We start from the raw sequence: 17327 nt of genomic DNA, 5'->3' as shown, positions 1-17327 counted from the left end.
GACCAACGACGTATTACCTTTGTCTTTTATTTGCTTTGCCGCCGTATGGAAATTTCTTATAAATGGCTTACTCAGTTTATTGAATTATCCGAATTGCCGGACGAAGTTGGCAAACGACTAACGGCAACCGGTCTTGAAGTTGAGGGAATTGAAAAAATAGAATCGGTACCGGGCGGACTGGAAGGCGTGGTAATCGGTGAAGTGCTCACCTGCGAACGCCACCCCGACGCCGACAAGCTCAGCCTGACCACCGTTGACGTGGGTACCGGGCAGCCGCTGCACATTGTCTGCGGAGCGCCCAACGTGGCCGCCGGGCAACGCGTGGTGGTAGCTCTGGTAGGCGCTACGCTGCACCCAAGCAGTGGCGAACCGTTTGTTATCAAAAAGGCGAAGATTCGCGGAGCGGCTTCTGAAGGGATGATCTGCGCCGAAGACGAAATTGGTCTGGGTACCTCCCACGCGGGCATTATGGTGCTGACAACCGATCTGCCCAATGGTACGCCGGCTGCCCGCTATTTCAACCTCGAACCCGATTACCGGATTACCATTGGTCTGACGCCCAACCGGGCCGATGCAGCCTCGCACCTCGGCGTGGCCCGCGACCTGAAAGCCGTGCTGAACCGGCCGCTCACCTGGCCGTCGGTCGATGCTTTTCAGGTGCAGAACACAAATCTGTCGCTGGATCTGCGGGTTGAGGATACCGAGGCCTGCCCCCGGTATTGTGGCCTAACCCTCAGCGGCCTGACCGTCAGAGAATCCCCTGACTGGCTGAAACAGCGGCTGCTGGCTATTGGCCTCACTCCCATTAATAATGTGGTGGATGTGACCAATTACGTCAACCACGAACTCGGGCAACCCCTGCACGCCTTCGATGCAGACCAGATTCAGGGAAATCAGGTAATCGTTAAAACCTTACCGGCCGACACTACATTCGTTACGCTGGACGGCGTGGAGCGGAAGCTGTCGGCAACCGACCTGATGATCTGCCATGCCGAAGGGCCAATGTGCATTGCCGGCGTATTTGGTGGTCAGCAGTCGGGCGTTTCGGAAGCAACAACCAGCATCTTTCTGGAATCGGCATACTTCTCGCCGGCTTCGGTTCGGAAGACCTCGCAGTATCACGGGCTAAAGACTGATGCCTCCTTCCGCTTTGAGCGGGGGACCGACCCCAATATGCCGCCGTTTGCTCTGAAACGGGCTGCCCTGCTTATTCAGGAGGTAGCCGGTGGCGTAATCAGCTCCGATATTGTCGATATTTACCCGCAGCCAATTGCCGACTTTACCATTCCGGTTCGTTACCTGAACGTTGACCGGCTTATCGGTATCCGCATCGACCGCGCCGAGATTCACCGCATCCTGGAATCGCTGGATATTCGGATCAGTGAAGCCACCGACGAAGGGTTTACCGCGCTGGTGCCGCCTTACCGGGTAGATGTTACCCGCGAGGCTGATGTGATTGAGGAAATTTTGCGGATTTACGGGGTCGACAACGTACCACTGTCGGCGCATCTGGGGGCCGAATCATTGTCGGAGTTCCCGGAGACCGATCCCGATCAGTTGCAGTTCCGCATCGGGCAGTTGCTGGCGACCAACGGCTTTTACGAAACGGTTACCAACTCCATGACCCGCCCGGCTTATCACGAAGCCATCCGGAACGGATTACCGGGTGAAGATGTGGTACTGCTCAACCCGCTCAGTGAAGACTTGTCGGTGATGCGGCAAACACTGCTGTTTTCGGCACTGGAGACGATGGTGTACAACCTGAACCGCCGGCAGAAAGACCTCCGGATTTTCGAGTTCGGCAAGGTGTATCATAAGCGGGAAGGTAAGTATATTGAAAACATGCGTTTCAGCCTCACGCTTACCGGCAACAAAGAGGCTGAAAGCTGGCAGCAGAAAGGAACCGCCGTTACTTACCACGACCTGGCGGCCGCCGTGCAACGGGTGCTGAACACGATGCGCGTTCGCAGCTACGACACGCAGCCGGCCGATACCACGCTGTTCCAGTACGGCCTGACCTATCTGGTCAACAAAAAGCCGATTGTGAGTCTGGGCCTGGTTAATCCGAAACTGACGAAACTGGTTGACCTGAAGCAGCCGGTCTTCTACGCCGATTTCGACTGGAAGGCACTGGTGCGGCAGTATAGCAGCAAGGTGGTTTATGAAGAAGTATCGCGTTTTCCGGAAGTCCGCCGAGACCTGTCGCTGGTGCTGGATAAGGCCGTTACCTTTGAGCAGATCAACCGCCTGGCCAATCAGACTGAGCGGAAGTTATTGCGAGCAGTCAATGTTTTTGACGTATACGAAGGCGAAAACCTGGGGGCAGGCAAAAGATCCTATTCTGTCAGTTTTATCCTGCAGGACCCGGCGCAGACGCTCAACGACACGGTTATCGACAAAACCATGCAGCGACTGATGAGTGCTTTTGAGCGCGACTTAGGCGCGGTCATTCGGAAATGAGTTTGAGGTTTGAAGTTTGTGCGCGGCCACCCGGCGGTTGCCCCTGCGAAGCAACTTCAAACAGCAGCGGCCGTCCGTCTCATACCTCAAACCAACTTAAAGTTCTCCTTCACCTACCGTACACTATGCTTAGTGAGTTTCAATTATTTGCGTTGATGGATGACCTGGAACGGAAGGTCAATCTGCTGGTGGGCATCAATGCCGACGCCCGGCGACGCATTACGCAGTTGGAACTGGATAAAGCGGCTCTGGAGGAGAAGATACAGGAGCAACAGGCTCAACTTAAACAGTTACAAAAAAAAGCAGGAGAATCACCACAAATCTTTTTAAAACCAAAAGATTTTGGTAAGATTGTACAAAACAATCTGACTGATACAGTCAATAGTGCCGAGATTAAACAAAAGCTCGACGAGTATATACGGGAGATAGACCGGTGTATTGCTCATTTGAGTAGCTTGTCATAAACCAAATTAAGGCTCCGCGACATTTGTCAGCGAGGCCGGCTGAAGCGATGGAGAAACTTTCTATCCGCATCAAAGTTGCCGACAGAGAGTACGGAATAAAGACGCTTCCCGACGAAGAGATATTTCTGCGGGAAGCCGGTAAACTCATTCGGGAGCAGATACAGAAATATCGGGATCTGGGCGTCAAAGACACCCAGGATATTCTGGCCATGATTGCTCTCGACTGTCTGGTAGCCCGGCTCAAAGGAGACGAACAAACACGACGATTACAAAAAATGGTGTTTGACAAAATGACTCAACTGGACCAAACCATAACACCGACCTTATCGGCCTAACCCGCATTTACTACGAGAGCCGGCTATTGCAGCCGCGCATTCATCTTTTCGTCCCGGTTCTTTCCATACACGCTGTATCGGCAGGTTGTACATGTTTTATTGTTCAACCCAAACGATATATGATCCATGAACAACTCGTTCTGGCTGATGCTGCTAACGGACCTGCTGGCCTTAGCCATCGGCATTTACGTAGGCCGAAAATTACTATATAAAGCGTTTAGCAAACGTGAACAGGAGGCCGAAGAAAAAGCGGCTACCATCCTTAAAAACGCGGAAATCCAAGCCGAAACGATTAGAAAAGACCGGATACTGGAAGCTAAAGAAAAGTATTTGCAACTGAAAAGCGAATTTGAAAAGGACTCGAATCAGAAGAAAAATATACTCCTCCAGAACGAAAACAAACTGAAACAGCGCGAACAGCAGCTCAATCAGATGCTGGAGCAGAACAAGCGCCGGGAAACCGAACTGGAACAGCAGCGCAACACGCTGAATCAGCAAATCGAAGCGGCCAACAAACGCAAAGAGGAGGCCGACAAACGGCGCGAAGAAGCTGACCGGATGAAAGCGCAGCAGGTGGAACAACTGGAGAAAATTGCTAACCTTACCGCCGAACAGGCCCGCGAACAACTCATCGACGCGCTGAAAGCCGAAGCCGAATCCCGGGCGTCTTCGTACGTCAAAAACATCGTTGAAGAGGCCAAACTGACAGCTACCAAAGAAGCCAAGAAGGTCGTGATCGAGACCATTCAGCGGACGGCTGCCGAACACGCCATTGAAAACTGCGTATCGGTCTTCAACATCGAATCCGATGATATCAAGGGTAAAGTAATCGGTCGCGAAGGCCGCAATATCCGGGCGCTGGAAGCCGCTACGGGTGTTGAAATCATTGTAGATGATACCCCGGAGGCCATCATTATCTCCGGCTTTGACCCGGTACGCCGGGAAATTGCCCGTCTGTCGCTGCACCGGCTGGTGCAGGATGGCCGCATTCACCCCGCCCGCATTGAGGAGGTAGTGGCCAAGACCCGCAAGAACATTGAAGACGAGATTGTGGAGATCGGCGAACGAACGGTTATTGATCTGGGTATCCACGGCCTCCACCCCGAACTTATCAAGATGGTGGGCCGGATGCGCTTCCGGTCGTCGTACGGGCAGAACCTGCTGCAGCACTCCCGCGAAGTGGCCAAACTATGCGCCACCATGGCCGCCGAACTGGGCCTCAACGCCAAACTCGCCAAGCGGGCCGGGCTGCTGCACGACATTGGTAAGGTATGGCATGAAGAGGCCGAACTGCCGCACGCCATTCTGGGCATGGAGATGGCCAAGAAATACAAAGAACATCCGGAAGTCTGCAATGCCATCGGTGCCCACCACGACGAAATTGAAATGACCACTATGATCTCGCCCATCGTGCAGGTATGCGATGCCATCTCAGGCTCGCGGCCAGGGGCCCGTCGGGAGATGATGGAGTCGTACATCAAGCGGCTGAAGGAGCTGGAAGAGCTGGCAATGAACTTCAACGGCGTGACCAAATGCTACGCTATTCAGGCCGGCCGCGAACTGCGCGTCATGGTTGATGCCGACCACGTAACCGACGACCGCGCCAACGCTTTGTCATTTGAGATCTCGCAAAAAATCGAGAAGGAAATGCAGTACCCTGGCCAGATCAAGGTAACGGTAATCCGGGAGATGCGGTCGGTGGCCTACGCTAAATAAGGTCGTTTGACGTTTGAGCGGGGCCGCCCGGCGGCCCCGCTCAAACGATCTTACAATTCTAAAAGCTCCCGCAGGTTATCATGAAATGTGGTGCCGGTGACGATCTGGGCGCTTTTCTTATCCCGCAGCACAATCAGGTATTTGCCGCCCATATACCGCTGTATCTCCTTAATACATCGGGTGTTTACGATTACGGCCCGGCTTACGCGCACAAAGACGTCCGGCAGCTTTTCTTCCAGCGCCGTGATGGTGTAGTTGGTCAGGTATTGCTGGCTATCTACGGTATTCAACAGGACGTATTTTCCTTCGGCTTCAAAGTAACTGATGTCTGTCAGAGTAATCAGCAGAATGCGTTCTCCGCTCCTGACCGAGATCGAATGCAGCTCTTTTTTAGGCTTCAGCAGTTCCAGCATATGCCGCAGATCAGGCATTGCGGCAGTTGGCGTTTGTTGGGATTTCCGGATGCGCTCAACGGTTTTTTCCAGCCGCTCGGGCTCAACGGGTTTGAGCAGGTAATCGATAGAGTTTTCTTCAAACGCCCGCACGGCGTATTCGTCAAAGGCCGTGGCAAAGACCACCAATGGCATATAACTCAGCCGCGCCAGCATCTCAAAGCCGTTTAGTCCCGGCATTTCAATGTCCAGAAAGATCAGGTCCGGGTGCAGTTCTTCTACAACTTTCAGGCCTTCAGCGCCGTTGGCTGCGTTGCCCACGATCTCGAAGGTATCGGCATACGGTTTCAGCAAGCGCCGGAGCCGGTTGATAGCCAGCGGCTCATCGTCGATGAGCAGGGTGCGAAGCGGGAAATTGGCCATGACTACGTGTTTTTACAAGCAATGGTCGATTCGGTATTCAGGCCGGCATCGGCCCAGGCATTCATACCTACCGGTACCGCCGACGTTAACCGCTCGATCTTCAGTTGAATGACAATTTCTTTTTGCGGTTGGTTATGCACCAGCATCCGGCCGTCGTCACCGTACAGCAGGCGTAGTTTATCCTGAATACTCTGTAAGCCGTAGCCGGACATCAACTGCTCCGGAAACGAGGGTCCGGAATCATGAATGCGCAGGTTGAGCCAGCCCGCTTCGGCCTGAATCCGGATGATGATCCCCCCCGGACCGGCTATCTTGGCAATACCATGCTTGATAGCATTTTCGACCAGCGGCTGAAGCAGAAACTGCGGAATCGGCAGATCGGTCAGGGTCGGGTCGGCAATATCAATGCGGTACGACAGCCTATCGCCAAAGCGTACCTGTTCTACTTCCAGGTACGTCCGCACCATCTCCAGTTCGGTAGCAATGGAGCTGAAGTATTTATCCTTCAGGCCGGTCGTGTACCGAAACAGTTTGGAGAGCAGCAGCACCATCCGCTCGGCGCGGTCGGGTTCGTCGTGAACCAGGCCAGCAATGGAGTTGAGGGCATTGTACAGGAAATGCGGGTTGATTTTAGCCTGTAGAGCCTCCAGTTCGGCTCTTGTTTTTAGTTTTTCGAGGGTTAGCAGTTGGTACTCCTGCTCCGAAATTTTGCGGGTAAACGTCTGCGCCTGCCGCTGAAAATAATAAAAAATATTGGCAACCAGTATTGGGGCCATCATGTAAGCCCACGAACCACTGGTGTTGACTTCGCTCTGGTTACCCCGAATCATATCTAGCAGCCAAAACCGCCACAAAAACCCATTAACAATAAAAATGAGTACCGCCACAATGAGCGAGAGGTATAAATGGTGTAAGCCGGCTGATTTAATTTTGGGCGCTACCAGTCTGAACAGAAAGCAGCACACGATCACAATAAAGGCATTCGTAAAGTTGCTGATCAGTACGGCCGTAAACGCGTTGCTGAACGGGTTCTGCGGGTTAGTCATCTGCAAGGTAAAGTAGATGATACCGCTCACACCGTACACCATCATCATACAGACCAGAATGGACAGCAGCCAGCCCTCCCAGCCACGCCTAAATAATCCTCGAAATACGCTTACGCCCGTCATAACTCATCACTCTTAATTCATCACTTCCCATCGCACTGACTCAGGAAGTATTTCGCCGTATCACTACCCCAGTTCGGGTAGATGGACGATATGGGTTTGAAGGTAGCAAATTTTTCGGCGCTCTGCTGCAATACCGGCTTAGCCACCGCTTTGCCTCCACCAAACTGCTCCGGCGTGAAAAACAGCGATTGCCCCCTCAGGAGAAACGTCCGGGGGTTATCCGGATTCTTTTTCTGGGCCGATGCCAGCGCCGTCTGGGCAATGCCTCCGTACTGCTGCCAGCGATTCTGCGGATCAACGGTCATTCGGGTCTGCGCCAGGTATGCCTGTAGCACCATCAGCTCATCGTTATCAGGTTGCTGAGCTACCGCTTTCCGGTAAAAGTTATCCGCCTTATCGAGCAGGGCATCCTTCTGACCAGCTTCCGTTTGGTTGAAAGCCAGCATGGCGTAGGCATAAGCCGCCCAATAGTTCGGCAGCCACTCGCTGGTTTCTACGGCGCTGATGCGCTCAAACTGGTTGGCAGCTTCCTGTAGGTCTTCTTTAGAGGCCGTATACCGGAGTTTGCCGATAGCGCCCTCCATAGCCCGAACATACTTCTCATTCTGCGCCTGAGCCTGCATTAGGGCGCCTACCGTAAAAATCAGGGATAACAAGATACGTTTCATGATTGATTAGATGATTGGTTAATTGGTTTGACTGGTTTATCTGGCTTCGTCGGGAAGGGCCATCTTTTGGCCGATGTTCAGGCTGAAACCAACGAAGAAACTGCGGTATACGGGTGGTATGATCGGAAATTTCTGCCCACCGTCGGCCGAGTACCGGTAGCCAAAAATGTTGCGCGTACCCAGCAGATTATCGACACTGGCGTAAATCACCAGGAAGTTGCCGGCCAGGCGGGTGATGTAGCTGGCACTCAGCCCTACGCTGCTGAAGGCGGGGGTGCGGTCGGCCAGAAAGCGCTCTCCCTGCGGGTTGTAATAGGGCCGGCCGGCGGTATACGCATAGGTGGCACTGAGGTTGGTTTTCAACGCAGGTATATAATGCTTGTACACTATGTTCAGGTTGTGCCGGGATGCGAAGGTTGGCATGGCCGGCGTCGGGTAGTTGGCAAACAGGCGTTTGGTATCCAGGTAGGAATACGACACCCAGTAATCGGCATATCTGAGTGTTTTCTTGTCGCGCCAGAATACCTCTATCCCCTGCGCATAGCCGTGGCCGCTGTTGTCGATCGGGCCGGTTGGGTAGCGGTACCGGTTCGGGTCGAAAGGGCCGTTGGCGTATTCGCGGACCAATTGCGCGTAGTTTTTGTAGTAGCCTTCGATGCGGAAGGTTCGGTTGTTCCTGATCAGCTGATAGTTCAGAATCAGGTGCCGGGCCTGCTCAAACCGCAGCGGTTGCCTTGTCAGCAGGTACCGGTTTTCGGGTGTCTGGTAAAACTGCCCGGCGGCCAGCGCCACCTGACTATACATTCCTGTTTTGTAGGCCATCGACAAGCGGGGTGCCATGTTGAATCGGCCAAGTACCGACGAATGCTCTCCCCGAACACCCAGCCGAACCGCCAGTTGCCGGGTAAAATACACTTCGGCTTCAGTAAACAGAGCCGAGTAGTAATCCGTCAATGTCCGGATCCAGACATCATACCGGTCACTGTAGCGATACTGGTTAACCTCCCCTCCGCCCAGCAGGCTTACCTTGTCGGACAGGATGCGGGTCAGTACCAACCGGGCCTGCGTGCGCTGCTCATGCCGCTGCACGCCGAGGCTGTCGATCCCAATCCGCTCGTTGTTGCGGCTGTAGGAAATACCGCTCAGCAGCAACCAGTTCCCCTCGTCCCAGGACGTCTGGTAGGTGGTGGTAGAGAACAGATTGGTAGCCCGCACCCGGTAGGTATTCAGCGCGTAGTCGGCCGAAAAGTCACCGAACTGCATAGCCATATACCGGCCGTCGAGGTTGGTGTAATGCTTCAGCAACCCGTGCTTACCAACGGGCTGGCGGAAAGTGAGCGAACCCCCACCCGTTTCGGGAATATGCAGCCAGTTGACATTTTGCGGCACCAGCGCAAATAGGGGTTTCAGGTTGTTGTAGAAACCGGTTACCGCCAGTTTGTCCCCGGCATACGCCGTTGCGGCCACGCCGGCCAGGTTTACGCTTACGTTGGCTCCCACGCTCTCGGGCAGTTTGTCCTGCGTATTGAGCAACAGCACACTCGACAGAGCCTGACCGTACTGCGCCGAGTAGCCGCCCGTACTGAAGGAGGTACCCTTGAACAGAAAGGGCGAAAACCGGCTGCGTTGCGCCATATTCGGCCCGCCGGAGTAGAACGGATTCTGCACAACCATACCGTCAATGATGGTGTTGGTTTCGGCGGCCGAACCACCCCGCACAAACAGACCCTCCTGCTCCCCCACCCGCGACGCCCCCGGTAGCAACTGCATCACCGAGAAAATATCGGCCCCTCCACTGGCGGTGGTTACAATATCCAGGGGTTTCAGAATCGTTATGCGTTTTTCGTCGCTGGCCTCAAACGCACCGGCGGTGATAACCACGGTGTTCAGCATATTAGACACCTCAGCCAGGCGAATGTTCAGTTGCGTAACCGGCTGAGTCAGCCTGATCGCCTGCTCGAATGATTCGTAGCCGACGTAGCTGACGGTTACTGTAGCCGTATCGCCCTGATCGGTCCGGAAGCGGTACCGGCCCGTAGTGTCGGTGCTGCCACCGTCGTAGGTCCCTTTGATGAATACATTGGCACCCGGCAGCGGAACGCCCTTGCGGTCGGTCACTTGGCCGGTCAGGGTGGTTTGCGCCCAGACGAACCGGCAAAACAGGGAAAGCAAAACAATGAGTAACGTTTTCATGGCGGATAGGTAGTCAGTTGGCTACAAGCCAGCCGAACTGATGGTTCAAAACTATCCGGATGAGTTACCGAAATAAAGAAGATTCCGACAAACGTGGGTTTTGCCGGCATAAACCGGGGTATGTACCGGAGTGAATTAGCGGCTATATACCCTACAATTTCAGTCAGGCATGACTAAGGTTAATGACGGCCATTGGTGTTGCAGCACATTACGCAATGCCCGCAGGCCCCAGGCCTCACTGCGGCCGTGGCCCACGGCAATTACGCTCATTCCGGTTTCGGCAACTGCCTTACCAGCCGAGGGGCGATACTGACCGGTCAGATAAAGCTGCGCTCCCCGACCGGCGGCTTCGCGGATCAGCGCGTCGTTCATGGCTCCCACTACGGCTACCCGGCTAATCAGGGAATCAGCTCCTTCGCCGACGGAATCGTAGCCACCAAACTCCCTGGTCACCAGACTAAGCCAATCGGCCAGGGAACGTTCGGCCGCCGAGCCGATCATACCGATAGGCCGGGCCGCGATAGGCCGGGCCGCGATAGGCCGGGCCGGCAGACCCGGTGCCTGCTTATAGCCCAGTTCTTCCGGCGAAGTCATTCCGAAGACCTCCGCCATTGGCCAGTTAAAGCCCATAGTCAGGTGCTCATCGAAGGGCAGGTGGTGATACAGGATTCCTATATCGGCAGGCAAACAATTCGGGTCCAGTTTCCAGGGGCGGTGAATCCAGAGGGCATCGGGCTCATGGCGTATAAGCCAATCGTTCATTCCCGGCCAGGGTTCAACGGCCATCCCAATGCGTTGGATTGGCCGGTCTGAAAACCGGTAAATCCCCCCCTGTTCGTCGGCCGGGTAATTGGCCACCCGCAAGCAGGCGGCTAAAAAATTTACCAGTGAATCCAGAAAAACCGTTTGCATATGGCTACGCAAAAATACAGCGCAATGTTAGGTAAACTGCTACTTTTCAGCTATTTTACCACTCCTTTTTAGTCAAAAACTCATTCGCAGAATACAATATGAACATCCCTCTACGGCACCGGCAGCGTTACGTCTTACCCGTCTGTTTGCTGGTTGTGTTTATAGTTAGCTGTGAAGAATGGGACCCGCCCCGCCGACAGTTTGCGGATATAACTACCGGACTGGTGGCCTATTACCCGTTTTCGGGCACAGGCCAGGATGTAAGCGGCAATCAGATACACGGGCAATTTATGAACGGCGCAACGTTTGGTGTCGATCGTAAGGATAATAGCAATTCGGCTTTATTTCTCGACGGCATCGACGATTATTTTCTGATACCGGACCATCCGAAACTCCGCCCCGACGTAATATCCATCAGTCTCTGGATCAAGCCCAGAGTCGTAACCTCTACCTGCCATATTTACAACAAAGCTACCTACGCCGATAACACCAACCAGCAGTACAACGCCTATATCCGGCCACCTTATTTGCAACCCCCCAAAAGTTCGGGTGTCGAATTGGTAGCGGATGGCAGCCAGGATGGCTCCTGTGCGCTGGAGCAGCCCATACAGGACTTTGTTTTGCACTATGACCCAGTGTTCAGGATGAATGAATGGTATCATTTTGTGAGCGTCATTGATCGGAAAGTGGGCAGAATTTATCTGAATGGGGTTGAAAAGCAGGTGAATGCCAACCTGCCGGACAGACCGATCGACAATTGCGTGGGCGGCACGCTCCGGTTTGGTATGCATACCGGCTACGTCACTGATTACAATTATTTCGACGGGTTAATGGACGACATCCGCATCTATAACCGGGCGCTATCGGAAGCCGAAATTAAGGCGTTATACCAGAAATGAAAGCTGTTGCCACCTATCTGATCGGGCTTATTGGCCTTTTAGCGGTGCTTGCCCCAGCCCGGTGCCTGGGGCAAAAGGCCCCGATTGCCAACGTCCGGGTTGAGTGGGATGCCACCCGCGCCAAAATTATGTACGACCTGGCCGATAACGTTCCGGCAGATTCGATATATATACAGGTAGAGAGCCGTAGTAAAGGCCTGCTGGCCGCCAGAACCGTCTCAGGAGATATCGGGCGGGGTGTGATGCCGGGGCAGAACAAAACCGTTTACTGGGACTACCCCCTCGACCGGGTGGTCATTGGAGACAAAGACCAGCTACGGGCCGAAGTATTTGTAAAATCACCCGCTACGGGCGGAGGACCGGCCAATGCACTTGCGTCGCTTCTGGTGCCTGGATTGGGGAATGTTCTGGTGCAGCCCAACCGCCAAATTGGCCTGCGGCCGCTGATTACAGCCGGCTACGGCGGCTTACTGGCCTATGGCCTGATCCAGCGCAGTCGTGCAAACCGGCAATACAGCCTGTATGAAAGTCAGTTAACGGCCGAAGACGCCGAGCCGTTTTATCAGGAATCGGCCCGGTTGCGGCATCACTATCTGATTACCACCCGGGCGGCTGCGGCTGTACTAGTGGCCGATGTAGTGTATACCTTTTTCAGAGGCCGCAGCAATCTGAAGCAGCAGGTCCCGAAGCGGGTAGTGTTTCACTACCTGGATGAGACGCCGATCGTTGGAGTTCAGTTCACCTTTTAGGGGTACACTATGAAACCAGTTCTTCCTTTACTGATTTGCCTACTGCCGGCCGGCTCTGTACTCGGTCAGCATAAAACAACCGTTACCTCCGCCCGGAGTGAATGGGCGTTGATCACTAAAACGCCGGCTGTCGCGCCGGTCATTGCCTGGAAAGTACCCGAAGCAGCCCAGACTACCGTCGGCCAGCCAGCCTATACTGTAAAGGCCTGCATCCAATCGGCAGACTCGGTGCTGAGTTATCAGGTTATTCTGAATGGCCAGCCAGTTGGTGGGTTGCAGCGGGGTTATAAGCGGGTAGTCTGCGGCCAGGAGATTACAACGGCGGTGCAGTTGAAGGCCGGTCAGAACGAAATTCAGGTAAAAGCCACCAATGCCGCCGGCACCACAACATCCGAGTCCCGCTTCATTACCTACCAGTTGCAGAAGTCTCCGACGATAGCTCAGCAAAAAAGGGTTGCGTTAGTATTGGCCAACAAAGACTATAAAACACATCCGCTCAAGAATGCCCTTAACGACGGCAGGCTGATGAGGGATCAACTGGAGAATCTGGGCTTTTCCGTTACGTACAAAGAAAACCTGGCACTACAGGATCTGGAAAACACCATCGACACGTTTGTAAGTACGTTAAGCGGCAATCACATCGGACTGGTCTACTACGCCGGGCACGGCCTGATGGTCAACGGAGACAACTACCTGCAGCCAATAGACGCTAGCCCGGCCAAAGAATCGGATGTAAAATACAAATGCTACCCCATGAGCCGTCTCATCGCCGGCATGGAAGACGCCAATCAGGCCGGAGCTAATTTGATTTTCTGGGATGCCTGTCGCAACAACCCCTACCGATCCTGGCTGAGGGGGCCCGGCGATCAACTTTACGCGGCAATGCGGCCACCGGTAGGCACATTTATAATTTACGCTACTGAGCCCAACAAACCAGCTTATGACGGAGACGAACAGAACGGCCTGTTTACTAGCGAACTAGTCAAGCATATAAACCAGCCTAATGTCGATATTCGTGACCTGCCAGACCTAATTGAGCGAGGTCTGGAGGAGCGGGGGTTCAATCAGCGGCCTTATATTGAAGGTACTTTGCGGGGCAAGTTTTATTTTAAGCGTCAGGAAGACGTCACAGGCGCAAACGAGCAGGGCAATAAAGGAGAACGGTAATTTTTTAGATAATTATGGAAACGAACCGCACGAAAAGGACCTGGAAGTACCGAACGCTAACGGTACTGTTATGCCTTTTGGCTGCCGGTTACAGCGGCCGGGCGCAGACGTTTCATGCCTTAATCGTAGCCGATACCCAGGACCCGGAGCTGACAAAAGCCTGCGAACGGGATATGATCACCCTGCACCGGCAGTTTACCGTTATAGCCTCCGCCATCAAGTACCAATTGAAAGAACAATATTTTGCCGGTTCGGCTTTCGGCCGGAAGCAACTTGACGAAGCGCTCCGACAACTGACTCCTCAGCCCAATGATGTTGTGTTTCTGTACTATACCGGCCACGGCTACAATGCCCCCGGCCGCAGCGACCGATTCCCAATTCTGCTGCTGGAGAAAGCCGAACATAACCTGGGGCAGAATCCGGGGCTGTCGGCAATCCACGACATGCTAAAAAGCAAAAAACCACGCCTGTGTGTTACTATGGGCGACTGCTGTAATCTGCTGATGAACCTCACCCGTGGGATGACGGGCAAACGCGTGGCATTAAAACCGCTGCCCAGCGATTCGCTGAACGTGGCTTACCGGAGTCTGTTTCTGGACGTGAAAGGCGATGTGCTGATTGCCAGCAGTCAGCCCCCGCAGCAGGCCTGTGCGCACCCGGATTCGGGCAGTTTCTACACCCGTGCGTTCGACGACGCGTTGCTGCATGCTGCCCGGACCAATAAACCCTCAACCTGGGAAAACCTGTTGAGTGACGCCCAGAACCGGCTGATTCTTTTTAAGGCTACCCAAACCAAGCAGTCGATCTACGCGGTTCATGTACAGGAGGTTCCGGTGCCTGAACTGGCGCAGGCTCCGCTGCCGGTAGACCGTAACCGGATTGTACAGGAAAACAAATTAAGTGACCAGCAACTGCGGGAATTCCGGACACAAACAGAACACAAGGTAGCCGAATTCCAGCGGTACCTCACCATTGTAGCAGACCCCGACCAGCAGGATAATATCCGGGAGCTTGCCATCGAAAACGCCCTGCGCCTGTTCATGCCCAACACGAGCATGCAGGTGAGTTCAACCCGAGACAAAAAGGTGAAGGAATATGCGCTTGACAGTTACCTGCGCCGGCTGAAGAACCTGAACCAGGAAAAGAAATACGTCGACATCAATCTGACGTTCTACGATGTTGCCCTGATTGGCGATTGGGAGCCAACCAAAGAAGGCTATTCCACCACGGCCACGTACTTTCAGCAGTTCCAGGCATTTGACCGGAAGGGGCAGATTCTGTACGGCGATAAAACCGCCAAGCAGGTTGAGGTGGACCTCCGCGACCGGAAAGACCCCTTTTATGAAGAACATAAATGGATAGTCCTGCTCGGTAACGTCCGCATCACGGAAGCTACCCCTAAAAAATCGGTGCAGTAACATGAGCGTTCGGTCTGGCATGCTGTGGCTAATCGCTTTTATGGTAGGGCTCTATACGCCCGCTGAGGCCCAGCCATTCTCCCAATCCGACAAAATAAAGATTGCCCAGAATGCCTGCCGGCTGATTCAGGACAAATACCTGGTCAATATGGAGATTCTGACCCGCTACGAAACGGATCAGCCTATTGAAGCCCTGCGTAACCATATCAATGGCCTGGTTCGGGATGCTTTTCGCAGCCGGGATGTGCTGGTATTTAATGAGTTCAGAAGTGCCGCCAACGCGTACACGACTATCGACGAGTACGTCAAAGACTGCCGCATCTTCTCCGGCGGCAACCCCATTATCAATAACCTGGCATTCGATGAAGCGCGTTACGACATGCAGCGTACCCCCGATGGTATGCCTTACATCAATGTATACCTGGACAAACAGGTAAAGGGGGCTGATAAAAAAGGGAAGGCGTTCCAGTTTCAGAACCTGACCGAGTTCCGGGTGATGTTTGTCTACGATAAGCAGTTAGACCTGTATCATACCTTTAAAATCGCCGGTATCAATAAGGTAGAGACCTGGCCGTCTACGGCCTTTACAGTTACGGCCAGGGACATTAAAGCGGCTGAACATAAATCGAAAGACCTGACCGCCGTTCTGACTACGCTGGCCCAAAAACTGAAAGCAGCCCTGCCGGTCTCTGCTCAGCGACTGGTGCTGGAGATGTTTACGTATAACCGCTGCGGCATCAACGACGGTTTGTCCGACCGTATTTTTGCTACGTTCAGTAATTGTCTGGAAAAACAGAATGTTTCGGTGGTGTCGCCGGCCCGGAGCGAAGACGGCAATCTGGTTGTCAGGGGATATTACCAGGAAGACCTTAATTCGCTGCGGCTGGTAGCCGAGCTTGTCGACCTGCATGCCAACCGAATCCTGGCGAAAGTCGAGAATGCTGATTTACCTCTTTCCTGGATTAGTGAGCATAACCTGAGCCTGAAGCCTGCACACTACCAGCAGGTAGCTGCCATCCGGGATACGCTTCAGCAGCATACCCCACCCGCGAAAATCGCTCTGGCTGTAGAGCTTCGGACGGATCGGGGTCGCACCAGCATCGAGTATTGGGAGGGGAATCAGTTCTTTTTTGAAGCCAAAGCCAACCGCCCCTGTCACCTGCGCCTGCTCTACCTGCTGGCCGACGGCACCAAAACGCTGCTGGAAGCCAATTTTGAAATCAAGCCCGGTCAGGAAAACCGTTTTGTTCGCATAGCGCCTGGCATCAAGTTTATCTGCGCAGCCCCGTTCGGCACCGAACATGTGCTGGTTTATGCCGCCGAGGAGCCGTTCTGCCCGATACCAACTACCCCAAACCGGACTGCCTATGTACGGAAAGAACGCGACTACGATGAGCTGGTAGGCTCCCTGCCCGAAATCATGAAAGCGGCTAAATGTACCCGCAGCAGAAAGGCCGTAGCCGAGGACCGGCTTCAGATTACTACCCGGCCCATCACCAAAGCGGATTAGGGCTGCCGGATGGTGAAGCCATAGCGGGTAAAGCGGGCCAGATCGCGGTAACTGATCCAGCAGAAGCCCCCATCGCCCCAGGCCGGGCCAAAGCTGTTGACTACCCGGAAAGCCCCCCCGTACCGTTTGTCGTCGTAGCCAATCACGCATAAGGCATGGCCCTGCAACTGCTTATCGGTTGGGTCATCATTCTGAGCAGGCTCCCAGCGGGCACCGGCAAAGTAGAATGACTGCGGCACTACTATACCGATCACCACCGGACTACCCTCCGCCAGGGTCTTTTTGATTCGGTATATTTTTTTCTGTTCTTCATCCTGCACGCTGAACAACCGCTCATAATCATTAATGCGGTAACGGGCGGCTACGGCATCAACGGTGCCGGTCTTCTGCCCGCAGGCAGGGTACGGAAATTGCTTAAAGGGTGCTACGCCTACTCCTTTCAGCACCTCAAACGCTTTGGACAGGTAAACACCCTGGGTGCAGGCATAATCGCCATCCAGTTTGGCTTTTTCGTAGAGGTAGCTGGGCGAAAAGGCCAGCTGATTTATCTGAACCTTGTTTGTGATACCTTTGTTTTTTGCTTCCAGGATGGTCCGCATGTAGTAGGCGCAGGCAAAACCGACGCAGGTGCTATAGGTGCCCTGCTTCTGCACGGATGGGCAATACGACTCATACGAAACCCTGGCCGGCAGTGGTACTTTGGTAACTATCTCCTGGAAGGGAGCCTGCTCATACCCCTCATCATCCAGCAGCATACCCGGATTGATGGACGTCTGAGCCGCTGCCGGCTGAGCGTGTATCCACCCAACCAGCACCAAAACCCCAAAGCCGATAAAGGTAGCAGATTTCATA

The 17327-nt window shown here is 54.0% G+C and carries 15 protein-coding genes; 9 read left to right on the top strand and 6 right to left on the bottom strand.

Going from position 1 to position 17327, the window contains the following annotated elements:
- Window positions 1-45 precede the first annotated feature (45 nt).
- From pheT to rny, 4 genes are all read left to right on the top strand, one after another.
- Window positions 46-2460 (top strand): phenylalanine--tRNA ligase subunit beta, encoded by a 2415-nt coding sequence (pheT, locus tag ABD931_RS09505; protein ID WP_345266355.1) that lies wholly within the window; start codon window positions 46-48, stop codon window positions 2458-2460.
- A 125-nt stretch (window positions 2461-2585) separates the two neighbouring features.
- Complete coding sequence (locus ABD931_RS09500; RefSeq protein ID WP_345266354.1) at window positions 2586-2924, top strand: hypothetical protein; 339 nt, start codon at window positions 2586-2588, stop codon at window positions 2922-2924.
- Window positions 2925-2971: 47 nt separating this feature from the next.
- Window positions 2972-3259: a cell division protein ZapA gene (locus tag ABD931_RS09495; protein ID WP_345245991.1), complete on the top strand. Its 288-nt coding sequence runs from the start codon at window positions 2972-2974 to the stop codon at window positions 3257-3259.
- A 126-nt stretch (window positions 3260-3385) separates the two neighbouring features.
- The gene (gene rny, locus ABD931_RS09490; protein ID WP_345266352.1) at window positions 3386-4975 is read left to right on the top strand and encodes a ribonuclease Y; all 1590 of its coding nucleotides are present in this window, start codon (window positions 3386-3388) and stop codon (window positions 4973-4975) included.
- Between the two features lie 50 nt (window positions 4976-5025).
- Here rny and ABD931_RS09485 read toward each other — a convergent pair whose 3' ends face one another.
- The 5 genes from ABD931_RS09485 to ABD931_RS09465 form a co-directional block, all read right to left on the bottom strand.
- Window positions 5026-5790 (bottom strand): LytR/AlgR family response regulator transcription factor, encoded by a 765-nt coding sequence (locus ABD931_RS09485; RefSeq protein WP_345266350.1) that lies wholly within the window; start codon window positions 5788-5790, stop codon window positions 5026-5028.
- A 2-nt stretch (window positions 5791-5792) separates the two neighbouring features.
- Entirely contained in the window at window positions 5793-6884 is a 1092-nt protein-coding gene (locus ABD931_RS09480; protein WP_345266348.1) for a sensor histidine kinase, read from the bottom strand.
- Between the two features lie 95 nt (window positions 6885-6979).
- A complete protein-coding gene (locus ABD931_RS09475) occupies window positions 6980-7627 on the bottom strand; it encodes a tetratricopeptide repeat protein (RefSeq protein WP_345266346.1) in 648 nt (215 codons plus the stop codon).
- A 36-nt stretch (window positions 7628-7663) separates the two neighbouring features.
- On the bottom strand, window positions 7664-9820 hold the full coding sequence (locus ABD931_RS09470) for a TonB-dependent receptor (RefSeq protein WP_345266344.1): 2157 nt from the start codon (window positions 9818-9820) through the stop codon (window positions 7664-7666).
- A 159-nt stretch (window positions 9821-9979) separates the two neighbouring features.
- Window positions 9980-10732 carry a Nif3-like dinuclear metal center hexameric protein gene (locus ABD931_RS09465; protein WP_345266342.1) on the bottom strand — a complete coding sequence of 251 codons (753 nt, stop codon included), beginning with the start codon at window positions 10730-10732 and terminating at the stop codon, window positions 9980-9982.
- 98 nt (window positions 10733-10830) lie between these two features.
- On the opposite strand from ABD931_RS09465, the gene ABD931_RS09460 reads away from it, so the two are divergent.
- From ABD931_RS09460 to ABD931_RS09440, 5 genes are read left to right on the top strand one after another with little or no spacing between them, the layout of a single operon-like run.
- Window positions 10831-11631 (top strand): LamG domain-containing protein, encoded by an 801-nt coding sequence (locus tag ABD931_RS09460; RefSeq protein ID WP_345266340.1) that lies wholly within the window; start codon window positions 10831-10833, stop codon window positions 11629-11631.
- The gene (locus ABD931_RS09455) at window positions 11628-12380 is read left to right on the top strand and encodes a hypothetical protein (protein WP_345266338.1); all 753 of its coding nucleotides are present in this window, start codon (window positions 11628-11630) and stop codon (window positions 12378-12380) included. The genes ABD931_RS09460 and ABD931_RS09455 overlap by 4 nt, the downstream gene beginning before the upstream one ends.
- 9 nt (window positions 12381-12389) lie before the next feature.
- The gene (locus ABD931_RS09450; RefSeq protein ID WP_345266335.1) at window positions 12390-13547 is read left to right on the top strand and encodes a caspase family protein; all 1158 of its coding nucleotides are present in this window, start codon (window positions 12390-12392) and stop codon (window positions 13545-13547) included.
- Window positions 13548-13561: 14 nt separating this feature from the next.
- Window positions 13562-14965, top strand: a complete 1404-nt coding sequence (locus ABD931_RS09445) for a caspase family protein (RefSeq protein ID WP_345266333.1) — start codon at window positions 13562-13564, stop codon at window positions 14963-14965.
- 1 nt (window position 14966) lies between these two features.
- Complete coding sequence (locus ABD931_RS09440; RefSeq protein WP_345266331.1) at window positions 14967-16475, top strand: hypothetical protein; 1509 nt, start codon at window positions 14967-14969, stop codon at window positions 16473-16475.
- On the opposite strand, the gene ABD931_RS09435 is transcribed toward ABD931_RS09440, so the two are convergent.
- The gene (locus ABD931_RS09435) at window positions 16472-17326 is read right to left on the bottom strand and encodes a C1 family peptidase (RefSeq protein ID WP_345266329.1); all 855 of its coding nucleotides are present in this window, start codon (window positions 17324-17326) and stop codon (window positions 16472-16474) included. The two genes, ABD931_RS09440 and ABD931_RS09435, sit on opposite strands and share 4 nt — an antisense overlap.
- Between the last annotated feature and the right edge of the window lies 1 nt (window position 17327).

Source organism: Nibrella viscosa (genome assembly GCF_039541875.1).
Classification (GTDB): domain Bacteria; phylum Bacteroidota; class Bacteroidia; order Cytophagales; family Spirosomataceae; genus Nibrella; species Nibrella viscosa.
Note: the sequence above shows the minus strand (reverse complement) of the source record. Positions and strands in the feature narration are given on the sequence as shown.